Raw genomic sequence first — 11716 nt, forward strand, 5'->3', positions numbered from 1 at the left:
CGACGCTACTCCCGCGGGTTCGAATTGTACGAGGGGCCTGATCGGGCGGCATCCGCTCCTTTCGGCCAATTGTGAGTCTGAGAGGCGCAAGAAGAGGGGGTGGGCACGCTCACGCTGCCCGTTCCTTGCGATATCGCCTTCGCTGTCCCTTGCGGACTGCACGGCCTAGCTCCCCCCTGGTATGCGCCCTTGTTCTGGTACGGGCGTTTTTAGAATTGTTGTATATGATATGCCACGATGCAACTGGTTTTTGGTTTCGACAGGAGGCTAGGCCAATTTGTCGCAGGTGATGCCCAAACAGGCAATCGGTGAGCGGCGAACGAAAACGGCCCCGGAAACCGGGGCCGTTGATCGAAATGCAATCGATGGTTGCTGTTAGATTTCGCGCGGTGTCGCGCAAAAAAGTTCTTATTGTAGAAGCATCAGAGGCCGAAAGGGGGGAGGTCGCCGTTGCGAACCGCAATGCGGCTGCTCGCGATCAGCAGACGGTCGATGGAAGCCATCAGGCGGCCGAACAGGGTGGCGGAGGGCAGGAGGCCGATGGATGCAGTCTTGGACATGGATGTCCCCTTTCTGAAGTAGCGGAGAAGCTCCGCTTTCGTGATACGGGAAGACTTTATGTATACCAGATACCACCAACAATAACTTTGTTTGCATAGCAGCAATCAGGCGTTTGCATTGCAGCAATGGGTCGAGATGCTGGCACTCCAGAATGAAAAAGGCCGCCGGAAACCGGCGGCCTTTGCATTCCAGAATCCCAGGCTGCTTATTCCGCCGCTTGCTTCCGCGGCGGATCGAGCGCGCCGGAATCGTGGATTTCGGCGACCTGGTGATCGCTGAAGCCGAGGACCTCGCTCTTTGCCTGCTGCGATGTCAGCTTTGTGGACCCAAAGCGGTCGAGCCGCCTAAGTCGATCCCCGTGGTGACCGATTTTTGAGATGAGATTTTAGAACGCCGGGCGCGATGATTAACAACAACACGACGCTGCTGATCATCCCGGCAATGCCAAGAAGGGTGGCAACGACTGTCCAACCTTGTTGAAGCAGTTTATCAACGAACATCATAGCGGCACTAACGACGAACAAAGCAGCAAGCCATCCAATCGCACGCATCGATACCTCGCTCCGGCCGCGTCATTGTTTCATGTCAGCTCTAGCATGCAATGTCGGCTCTTGGCCCAGAGCCGAGCTTGCTTCTGCTATCCCAACGTCCGCTTGCCTTCATAAAGCTGTCAGCCCTTCAAAGTGCCGCATCTTCGATGCGATCTCGTTGCGAGCGGGAGAGGTGTGGCAGGTGGCCGCCGCTTCTCGCCCTAACAAAAAGGCCGCCGAAACCGGCGGCCTTTCGTGCTGTTCGGATGGCGTCGTTACTCCGCCGCCTGCTTGCGCGGCGGCTCGAGCGCGCCGGAATCGTGGATTTCCGCCACCTGGTGATCGCTGAAGCCCAGCACCTGGCGCAGGATCTCGTCGGTGTGCTCGCCGAGCAGCGGCGAGCGCGTCACCTCGCTCGGTGAGTCCGACAGCTTGATCGGATTGCCGACCGAGATGTACTTGCCGCGGGTCGGGTGATCGACCTCGACCACGGTGCCGGTGGCGCGCAGCGACTGGTCTTCGGCGATCTCCTTCATCGACAGGATCGGGCCGCAGGGGATGTCGTCCTTGTTGAGGATCTCCATCGCCTCGAATTTTGTCTTCGTCATCGTCCACTGCTCGATGCGGGCGAAGATTTCGTTCAGCCGCGGCAGGCGGGCCGCCGGCTTGGCATAATCCGGATGGGTCTTCCAGCCGGGCTCGCCGATGACGTCGCAGATCTTCTCCCAGACCGGCGCCTGGGTGATGAAGTAGATGTAGGCGTTGGGATCGGTCTCCCAGCCCTTGCACTTGAGGATGCGGCCCGGCTGACCGCCACCGGAATCGTTGCCGGCGCGCGGCACGGCGTCGCCGAACGGAATGCCTTCGCCGTACTGGCTGTATTCCTTCAGCGGGCCATGGGCGAGGCGCTGCTGGTCGCGCAGCTTTACGCGCGCAAGGTTCAATACGCCGTCCTGCATCGCTGCAGTGACGCGCTGGCCTTTGCCCGAGTGGGTGCGCTGATAGAGCGCGGTGACGATGCCGAGCGCCAGATGCAAGCCGGTGCCGCTGTCGCCGATCTGCGCGCCGGTGACGAGCGGCAGACCGTCGCGGAAGCCGGTGGTCGAGGCGGCGCCGCCGGTGCACTGCGCGACGTTCTCATACACCTTGCAGTCTTCGTATGGGCCGGGACCAAAGCCCTTGATCGAGGCCACGATCATCTTCGGGTTGATGCTGTGGATCTTCTCCCAGGGGAAACCCATGCGGTCGAGCACGCCGGGGCCGAAGTTTTCCACCAGCACGTCGCAGCTCTTGATCAGCGCGGTGAGGACTTCCTTGCCCTTCGGGTTCTTGGTGTCGAGCGTGATCGAACGCTTGTTGTGGTTCAGCATGGTGAAATACAGGCTGTCCACGTTCGGGATGTCCTGCAACTGGCCGCGGGTGATGTCGCCGACGCCGGGGCGCTCGACCTTGATCACGTCGGCGCCGAACCACGCCAGCAATTGCGTGCAGGTAGGGCCCGACTGGACGTGGGTGAAATCGAGAATACGAACGCCCGTGAGCGCCTTTGTCATCGTCATTGCTCCGTACTGTGTCTGTACTGCGTGATGCAGATTGAATGAATGGACGTTGGTTACTTCTTTTTCAGGACGCTCTGCGGGTTGAGGTTGCCGATGCGGCCGCTCTCCGAGCCTGCCGCCGGATCGATCACGGCGTTGATCAGCGTCGGCTTGCCGGAATCCATCGCCGCGTTGACGGCGCGCTTCAATTCGTCGGGCGAGGTGGCGTTGATGCCGACGCCGCCGAAGGCTTCCATCATCTTGTCGTAGCGCGAGCCCTTGACGAACACCGTCGTCGCCGGATCGGAACCGCCCGTATTGACGTCGGTGCCGCGGTAGATGCCGTCATTGTTGAAGATGACGATGCAGACCGGAAGCTGATAGCGGCAGATGGTCTCGATCTCCATGCCGGAGAAGCCGAACGCCGAGTCGCCTTCGACCGCGAGCACCGGCTTGCCGGTTTCGACCGCGGCCGCAATCGAATAGCCCATGCCGATGCCCATCACGCCCCAGGTGCCGACGTCGAGCCGCTTGCGCGGCTTGTACATGTCGATGACGCCGCGCGCGAGGTCGAGCGTGTTGGCGCCCTCGTTGACGAGGATGGCGTCCGGCCGTTCCTTGATGATGGTGCGCAGCGCGCCGAGCGCGCCGTGATAATCCATCGGGGAAGCGTTGCTCATCAGCTTCGGCGCCATCTTGGCGACGTTGTCGTCACGCTTCTTGTTGACGGTCGAGACCCAGTCGGCTGGCGCGGCCGGCCAGTTGCCACCCATGCCCTCGAGCAGAGCGGATACGCAGGAGCCGATATCGCCGACCACAGGGGCCGCGATCTCGACGTTGGAATCCATCTCCTTCGGCTCGATGTCGACCTGGATGAATTTCTTCGGCGCATCGCCCCAGGTCTTGCCCTTGCCGTGCGACAACAACCAGTTGAGGCGGGCGCCGATCAGCATCACGACGTCGGCGTCCTTCAGCACGGTCGAGCGCGCGGCACCGGCCGACTGCGCGTGCGTGTCGGGCAGCAGGCCCTTGGCCATGCTCATCTGCAGGAAAGGTGCGCCGGTCTTTTCGACGAAGGCGCGAATCTCGTTGTCGGCCTGTGCGTAAGCCGCGCCCTTGCCGAGAATGATGAGGGGGCGCTTGGCGCCCCTTGAACACGTCGAGCGCGCGCTTGACGGCCAACGGGGCAGGGATCTGGGCGGGGGCTGCGTCGATCACCTTCACCAGCGACTTCGCGCCGGCGCCGGCGTCCATCACCTGGCCGAAAAGTTTGGCCGGCAGGTCGAGATAGACGCCGCCCGGGCGTCCCGACACCGCGGCGCGGATCGCGCGGGCAAGACCGATGCCGATGTCGGCGGCATGCAGCACGCGGAACGCTGCCTTGCAGAGCGGCTTGGCAATCGCAAGCTGGTCCATCTCTTCATAGTCGCCCTGCTGCAGGTCGACGATCTCGCGCTCGGAGGAACCCGAGATCAGGATCATCGGGAAGCAGTTGGTGGTGGCGTGGGCCAGCGCAGTGAGGCCGTTGAGAAAGCCGGGCGCCGACACCGTGAGGCAGACGCCCGGTTTTTTGGTGAGAAAGCCAGCGATCGAGGCCGCGTAGCCGGCGTTCTGCTCGTGGCGGAACGACAATACGCGCATGCCCGCGGCCTGCATCATGCGTCCGAGGTCGGTGATCGGGATGCCCGGCACACCATAGATGGTATTGATGCCGTTGAGCTTGAGCGCGTCGATGACGAGATGAAAGCCATCCGTCAGCTCTTGCTCGGTGCCCGGTGCTTCGGACTTGGTCGCGGTATTCAGCATGGGCTTCATCTCCCTGATCGTTTTGGTTCGGACGATTTTTCGTCGTCTTCTGGTGCGAAGGTTCGTCTAGCTAAAAAGTTCCTGCCCGTGCGCTTCGACGTAGGCGGCAAGGCCCAGCGTGTGGTCGCGCGCGCGCTTCTCGGCGAGTTCGGTGTCGCGTGCTTCCAGCGCTTCGATGATGCCAAGATGTTCGGGCAGCGAGGTCGCGGTGCGATCCTTGCGTCCGATAGTCAGTTGCCGGTATCCGCGCACATGCAGCAGCAGATCGTTGGTCAAATCGACCAGCACCGGCGATTCCGAAAGCGAGATCAGCGCCTGATGGAACGCGATGTTGGCCTTGGAGTATTCCTCGACATGATCCTGCGGCAGCCGGTCCTTGCCAAAATCCTTGAAGAAATCACGCAGCGCGGTGATGTCCTTCTTGCGCGCGGTGGTCGTGATCAGGCGCGCCGCCATGCTTTCGAGAGCGGCCCAGGCGCGGATCATGTCGACGATCTCGGTCTTGGTGCGGCGGACCACGACGATGCCGCGACGCGGCACGGTTTTGACGAAGCCATCCTGTTCCAGCATCGCGATGGCTTCGCGAATAGGGGTGCGGCTGACGCCGAGGCGTTCGGACAGCGCGCGCTCGTCGAGCATCACTTGCTCGGGCGTCGCATAGATATCCATCTTGAGAATAGCTTCCTTCAAGGCCTCATAGGCCTTGTTCTTGAAGCTCGTCTCAGGCGCAATCCGAACGATTGCGATATCTGCCTCAGCCATGACAGGCGGCGCCTTGGTTTGTTTACGTGCGGGCACGACTCGTCTCCTCCCTGTTTTGGAGACGTCTTCTTAGCAGAAGAAACACCCGAAGATTTTTGGCATACCAAATACCAGGATGTCAAGATGCCCGTGTTTTCGCTGTTTCCGCACGATAGTTTGTCTTGACAATCTAATCTCTGGCATACCAAATGCCATAAAACTAGCCCCAGGAGGAAGCCAATGTCAAATTCTGCAGATGCGGCCCGCAAGATCGCCGAGCCCAGCGCCCAAGAGGCTGTCCGCCGGGTGCTCGATACGGTGAAAGCCGAGAAGCGCACGAGCCTTACCGCGCCGGAAGGCAAGGTGGTGTGCGATGCCTATGGCATCCCGGTTCCTAAAGAGGGCGTGGCCAAATCTGCCGCTGATGCATCCAAGATCGCATCCAGCATGGGCTTCCCTGTGGTGATGAAAATCGTCTCGCCGGACATTCTCCACAAGACCGAAGCCGGCGGCGTCATGGTCGGGGTCAAGACCGCGGCTGATGCCGAGAAGGCCTATGACACCATTCTCGCCAATGCGAAGAAGTATAAGGCCGATGCCAAGATCGAGGGCATCCAGGTCCAGCAGATGCTGGCCGGTGGAACCGAGGTCATCGTCGGCTCCATTACCGATGGTTCGTTCGGCAAGCTTGTCGCCTTCGGCCTCGGCGGCGTGCTGGTCGAGGTGCTGAAAGACATCACCTTCCGCCTCGCGCCCGCAGCCAAGGACGATGCGCTGTCGATGCTCGACGGCATCCAGGCCCATGACATGCTGAAGGGCGTGCGCGGTGGCGATCCGGTCAGCCGCGATGCGCTGGCTGACGTCATCGTCAAGGTCTCGCAGCTCGTCAGCGATTTCCCCGAAATCGTTGAACTCGATCTCAATCCGGTATTCGCCACCAAGAAGGACGCGATTGCCGCCGACGTGCGCATCGTCGTCGATTTCGACTACAAGCCGCGTCCGGCGCCGCGCCCGACCGAAGAAATCGTCACTGCGATGAACCGCATCATGCAGCCGAAGGGCGTTGCTGTGATCGGCGCCTCCGCCGAGGACGGCAAGATCGGCAACTCCGTGATGAAGAACCTGATCAACGGCGGCTACAAGGGCGAGATCTATCCGATCCACCCGAAGGCGGCCGATATCCTTGGTTACAAGGCCTACAAGAGCGTCAAGGATGTTCCGGGCGTAATTGACACCGCAGTGTTCGCGATCCCCGCAAAATTCGTTGCCGGCGCGCTGGCCGAATGCGGCGAGAAGAAAATTCCAGGTGCCGTGCTGATTCCGTCGGGCTTTGCCGAAGCCGGCGCGCCGGAATTGCAGGCCGAGATCGTCGAGGTCGGCAAGAAGTACAACATCCGCCTGATGGGGCCGAACATCTATGGCTTCTATTATACGCCGGCCAATCTCTGCGCCACGTTCTGCACCGCCTACGACGTCAAGGGTTCGGCAGCGCTGTCGTCGCAGTCCGGTGGCATCGGCATGGCGATCATCGGTTTTTCGCGCTCGGCCAAGATGGGCGTCTCCGCGATCGTCGGTCTCGGTAACAAGTCCGATATCGACGAGGACGATCTGCTCGCCTTCTTCGAACAGGATCCGAACACCGCGATCATCGCGCAGCACTGCGAAGACCTGAAGGACGGCCGCGCCTTTGCGGAGGCTGCCAAGCGCGTCGCCAAGAAGAAGCCGGTGGTGGTGCTGAAGGCGGGCCGCACCTCGGCCGGTGCGAAGGCGGCATCCTCCCATACCGGCGCGCTTGCCGGCAACGACAAGATCTACGAGGACGTGTTCGCGCAGTCGGGCGTGATCCGCGCCCGCAGCTTGCGGCAATTGCTCGAATTCGCGCGCGGCGTGCCGGTGCTGCCGACGCCGAAGGGCGAGAACATTCTGATCATCACCGGTGCGGGCGGCTCGGGCGTGCTGCTGTCGGACTCGGTGGTCGATAACGGCCTGTCGCTGATGACGATGCCGCCGGACCTCGATGCCGCGTTCAGAAAGTTCATCCCGCCGTTCGGCGCGGCCGGAAATCCTGTGGATATCACCGGCGGCGAGCCGCCGATCACCTATGTCAACACGGTGAAGCTCGGCCTGTCGGATGAGCGCATCCACGCGCTGATCCTCGGCTACTGGCACACCATCGTGACGCCGCCGATGGTGTTCGCCCGCAACATGGTCGAGGTGAAGAAGGAGATGGAGGCCAAGGGCTTTGTGAAGCCGATCGTCGCCTCGCTCGCCGGCGACGTCGAGGTCGAGGAAGCCGCCGAATACCTCTACCAGAACGGCATCCCCGCCTATGCCTATTCGACCGAACTGCCGGTCGAGGTGTTAGGGGCCAAGTACAAGTGGGCGCGCGGCGCGGGCCTGCTCTGAGCTTATCAACGATAAGTGCCGCTTCGGAAGCTCTCCGAAGCGGCATTTTTGTCCAACGAATAACAACAAGCGGACATTCGCCGTTCGACGCGCTGGCACTCTGACTGATTGATGGATGCAGGTCGCGATGAGAAAAGACGTGGTCCGGCGCAAGGCGATCGAGCCGAAATCCGGTGCAGACCAGGACGAGAACGCCCGCGACGGCGGCGTGCAGTCCGTCGATCGTGCGCTCTCGATCATCGAGACGCTGGCTGAAGACGACGAAGGCTATCGCCTCAGCGATCTCGCCATCCGCACGGGACTTTCGACCTCGACCGTGCATCGCCTGCTCGGGACGCTGGAAAGCCGCCGCTTCGTGCAGTTCGACCGCACCGAATCGAAATGGCATGTCGGTGCGCGCGCCTTCACGGTGGGAGCAACCTTCGCCCGCCGCCGCAACTTCACGGCGCAGGCGGTGCCTTACCTGCGCAAGCTACGCGACCTGACTCGGGAGACGGCGAATCTTGCTGTCGTCGACGACGAATTCATCATCGTGCTGACGCGCATGGAAAGCCGCGAAATCATGCGTTCGCTGACCAAGGTCGGCGGCCGCGTCGCCATGGTCGCCTCCGGCGTCGGCAAGGCGGTGCTGGCGACCTATTCCAACGAGGACGTCAGCGCGATCATCCGTCATCACGGCATGCCGCGGCTGACCGAAAAATCGATCGTGCGCCCGGGCGATCTGTTCAAGGAACTCGAGAAGATCCGCCGCCAAGGTTTTGCGATCGACGACGAGGAAGCCTGCATGGGCCTGCGCTGCATCGCCGCAGTCGTCTACAACGACTGCGCCGAGCCCTTGGCCGCGATTTCCGTCTCGGGCATGACCAGCCGCCTGACGGATGAGCGCCTGCCGATGTTGGGGCAGACGGTGAGGGAGGTGGCGGCGGAACTGACGGTGGCGCTTGGTGGGGCGATGCCGGAGACGAAGGCCGGCTGAGCCGTGGCCGCGAGTGGCGCAGCCACAAGCAATCCATGATTGCCGCATGGCACGGCTCCGCTTTTGATACAGAGCCGCCACTTGGCCGAAATATCCGATCCGCTAGACTGTCCTCCAACGGAAACAAGATCAGGGGAAAGCATGGCGCGCAGGATCGCGATCGTCGGAGCAGGCGCCGTCGGCGGGTATGCCGGCGCCCACATGGTGCAGGCGGGCGAGGACGTCACTTTCATCGATCCCTGGCCTGAGCACGTCGAGCACATGCGAAAGCATGGGCTGCGCGTCACCCACGCGATGGATGTCGCGGAATTCTCGGTGCCCGTACGCGCGCTTCACGTCACGGATGCGCAGCGGCTCGCCAGGGAGAAGCCGGTCGACATCGCCTTCGTCTGCATGAAATCCTACGACACCGCGTGGGCCACTATGTTGATCCAGCAATATCTGGCGCCGGACGGCTATGTCGTGTCGCTGCAGAACTGCATGAACGAGGAGACGATTGCCGGCATCGTCGGCTGGGGCAAGACGCTGGGCTGCATTGCCAGCAGCATCACGGTGAACCTGCCGGAGCCCGGCCATATCCACCGTGGCGCCGGCAAGGGCGGGGCGGCGCACACGGTGTTTCGCGCCGGCGAAGTGCACGGCCGGATCACGCCGCGGGCGGAAGAAGTTTGCCGCCTGGTCGGCTATTCCGACAGCGCCAAGGTGACGGAGAATCTATGGGGTGAGCGCTGGTCGAAACTGGTCGCCAACGTCATGGGCAACGGGCTCTCGGCCTGCACCGGCCTGCCGGGCGCCGAAATCCTGCAAAGCGAGCCGCTCCGTCGGTTCTCCACCCGGCTTGGCAGCGAAGCGATCCGCGTCGGGCAGGCGCATGGCTATCAACTGGAAGAGATATTGCATCTGACGCCCGAGATGATCGCGCGCGCCGGCGAGGGCGACGAGGAAGCCATGCGCGCCTGCGACGAGCAGCGCTTCAAGGACTCAAAGCGCACGTCTTCCCAGCAGCGCCCCTCGATGGGTCAGGACATGCAGAAGGGCCGCCGCACGGAGATCGAGTTCCTCAACGGTTTTGTCGTGCGAGAGGGCGAGAAACTCGGCATCGCCTGCACTGCAAACGCCGCGCTGACGGATATTGTCAAGCGCGTGGAGCGCGGCGAACTGAGCCCCGATCCGCGGCACATCACGGAATTGCGGATGAACTGAGCGGCCAGCGTCGTCTAGTTGACGGGCCCGCCGCGACCTAAATGTTCCATATCTGGCTCTATTCTCGTTATCCCGCTCATCCGGTTGAGCATGATCGTGATGAGCCACAGAACGATGCCCACCCCGATCAGGACACCGGCGACCCGGTACTGAACGGGGTCACGGCCGGTCCAGGGACTGGCGAGGAAAGCGCAAAACACAGCGCCAAGGATCGGCAGAATGGTCGGCGTGCGAAAGTGCTGATGACTTACAGAGTCGCGCCGAAGCACCAGCACCGCAACATTAACCACCGTGAAAACGCATAACAAAAGCAGCGCGGTGGTGCCTCCGAGTGCCGGCACCTCACCGACGAACGTGATCAGAGCAAACGCCAGCAAGGTCGTGAAGCCGATGGCGACATAAGGCGTCCGCCGCGTCTGGTGTACTCTCCCGAGAGCTGGCGGAAGCACATGCTCGCGGCTCATGCCATACACAAGGCGACTGGCCATGAGCATATTGATGAGAGCGGTATTGGCCACGGCAAACATGGTGATGAATCCAAAGATCCAGATCGGAAAATTTGGCGCGCCCTGTTGGACGACCTTCAGAAGGGGTGTTTCGCCTTCGCCCAATTGCTCCGGCGCCACCAGGGTGATCGCCGAGACCGAGACAAGGACATAGATGAGACAGGTAATCACGAGGCCTGCAAGCAGCACCTTTGGAAAGTGACGGCTTGGATCCTTGCATTCCTCGGCCATGTTGACCGAATCCTCGAAGCCCACCATGGCAAAAAAAGCGAGCGTGGTCGCGGCAATCACCGGCCAGAACATGCCGCCGTCAGCGGTCGAACGAAACTGCATGACACGCGAGACATCGCCCTGGCCCAACCCGATCGCCCAAAGGCCGATCACAATGATGATCAGCAGTCCCGTCAGCTCCACGCAGGTGAGAACGACGTTAGCTTTCAGACTTTCGCCAACACCACGGAAATTGATCGCGGCAACGACAGCCATGAAAGCGAGACCGGTAATCGTGATGGCAAGGGTCGATAGGTTGAGGCCCATTGCGTTCGACATGTTCGCGGCGAAAGCCCGGGAAGCGGTCGATGCCGAGGTGATACCCGAGCACATCACCGCAAATGCAACGATGAACGTGACGAAATGGATACCAAAAGCCTTGTGAGTGTAGAGCGCCGCGCCCGCAGCTTTTGGATATTTCGTGACCAGTTCGAGATAGCTGAACGCGGTCACGAGGGCGACCACAAACGCAACCACAAAAGGCAGCCACACGACACCGCCGACTTGCTTCGCCACCTGGCCTGTGAGCGCATAGATTCCGGTGCCGAGAATATCGCCGACGATGAACAGCAAGAGCAGCCAGGGGCCCATCACCCTACGAAGGCTCGGTTCGGCGGCGATCGATTGAGCACCGGCGTTCATGGGGACATCGGTCATCGCACGTCCTTTTTATCGGTGGCGCCAGCGCAGTCTACTGGTAGTTGAAGGCCTTGTGCAATAATTCTGCCTGGGGTTTCGGCAGTGCGAATTGGCTGAAATCCGGAACCATTGCCAGCCGCAGGCATTCAACTGCTGGCTCGAAGCGGATCTCAGGAGGGCTTGATATGCGATTGATCACATCAACTGCGATACTGGTCCTGTCGGCGCTTCCTGCGCTCGCCGATCGCGCGGTCACTGAAGACGAGCGCGCAAAGCTTGTCGCTGCGGTTCAGGTCGAGGGATGTTCAGGCGGCAAGCTCGAGATGGATGAAGACGACCAGCAGTTTGAGGTCGATGACGCCGTCTGCGCGGACGGCAAGAAGTATGACCTCAAGTTCGATATGCAGATGAAGTTGAAGCGGAAGAATCTGGACTGAGTTCGGGCGCAAATCCTCCTCGCAACGGCGTCCTCACAGGCTTTCCACCACGTTCGTGAACCAAGCGCCTGATTTGTCGCGTATTTTCTACTCCCTTCCACTC

General features: G+C 61.5%; 9 protein-coding genes and 1 pseudogene. 5 read left to right on the forward strand and 5 right to left on the reverse strand.

Going from position 1 to position 11716, the window contains the following annotated elements; genetic code table 11:
• Nucleotides 1-422: 422 nt before the first annotated feature.
• The gene (locus V1273_RS12555; protein WP_334367974.1) at nt 423-560 is read right to left on the reverse strand and encodes a hypothetical protein; all 138 of its coding nucleotides are present in this window, start codon (nt 558-560) and stop codon (nt 423-425) included.
• A gap of 152 nt (nt 561-712) precedes the next feature.
• On the opposite strand from V1273_RS12555, the gene V1273_RS12560 reads away from it, so the two are divergent.
• The gene (locus V1273_RS12560) at nt 713-937 is read left to right on the forward strand and encodes a hypothetical protein (RefSeq protein WP_334367975.1); all 225 of its coding nucleotides are present in this window, start codon (nt 713-715) and stop codon (nt 935-937) included.
• Between the two features lie 429 nt (nt 938-1366).
• Here the strand turns inward: V1273_RS12560 and frc are convergent, their stop codons facing one another.
• The 3 genes and pseudogenes from frc to V1273_RS12575 form a co-directional block, all read right to left on the reverse strand.
• Nucleotides 1367-2644, reverse strand: a complete 1278-nt coding sequence (gene frc, locus V1273_RS12565) for a formyl-CoA transferase (RefSeq protein ID WP_334409787.1) — start codon at nt 2642-2644, stop codon at nt 1367-1369.
• Between the two features lie 59 nt (nt 2645-2703).
• A pseudogene (gene oxc / locus V1273_RS12570) lies at nt 2704-4435 on the reverse strand (oxalyl-CoA decarboxylase).
• 66 nt (nt 4436-4501) lie between these two features.
• A complete protein-coding gene (locus tag V1273_RS12575) occupies nt 4502-5197 on the reverse strand; it encodes a GntR family transcriptional regulator (protein ID WP_051379524.1) in 696 nt (231 codons plus the stop codon).
• 219 nt (nt 5198-5416) lie between these two features.
• Between V1273_RS12575 and V1273_RS12580 the strand changes: the two genes are divergently transcribed.
• The 3 genes from V1273_RS12580 (at nt 5417) to V1273_RS12590 (ending at nt 9761) form a co-directional block, all read left to right on the forward strand.
• A complete protein-coding gene (locus V1273_RS12580; protein WP_334409788.1) occupies nt 5417-7582 on the forward strand; it encodes an acetate--CoA ligase family protein in 2166 nt (721 codons plus the stop codon).
• A 127-nt stretch (nt 7583-7709) separates the two neighbouring features.
• Nucleotides 7710-8558, forward strand: coding sequence for an IclR family transcriptional regulator (locus tag V1273_RS12585; RefSeq protein ID WP_334382894.1), 849 nt, complete (start codon nt 7710-7712; stop codon nt 8556-8558).
• 141 nt (nt 8559-8699) lie between these two features.
• Nucleotides 8700-9761, forward strand: a complete 1062-nt coding sequence (locus V1273_RS12590) for a ketopantoate reductase family protein (protein ID WP_334409789.1) — start codon at nt 8700-8702, stop codon at nt 9759-9761.
• 14 nt (nt 9762-9775) lie between these two features.
• On the opposite strand, the gene V1273_RS12595 is transcribed toward V1273_RS12590, so the two are convergent.
• A complete protein-coding gene (locus tag V1273_RS12595; RefSeq protein ID WP_334409790.1) occupies nt 9776-11194 on the reverse strand; it encodes an APC family permease in 1419 nt (472 codons plus the stop codon).
• 167 nt (nt 11195-11361) lie between these two features.
• Between V1273_RS12595 and V1273_RS12600 the strand changes: the two genes are divergently transcribed.
• Nucleotides 11362-11613, forward strand: a complete 252-nt coding sequence (locus V1273_RS12600) for a PepSY domain-containing protein (protein ID WP_334367982.1) — start codon at nt 11362-11364, stop codon at nt 11611-11613.
• The last annotated feature ends 103 nt before the right edge of the window (nt 11614-11716 follow it).

The sequence above is a fragment of the Bradyrhizobium sp. AZCC 1721 genome (genome assembly GCF_036924715.1).
GTDB lineage: Bacteria > Pseudomonadota > Alphaproteobacteria > Rhizobiales > Xanthobacteraceae > Bradyrhizobium.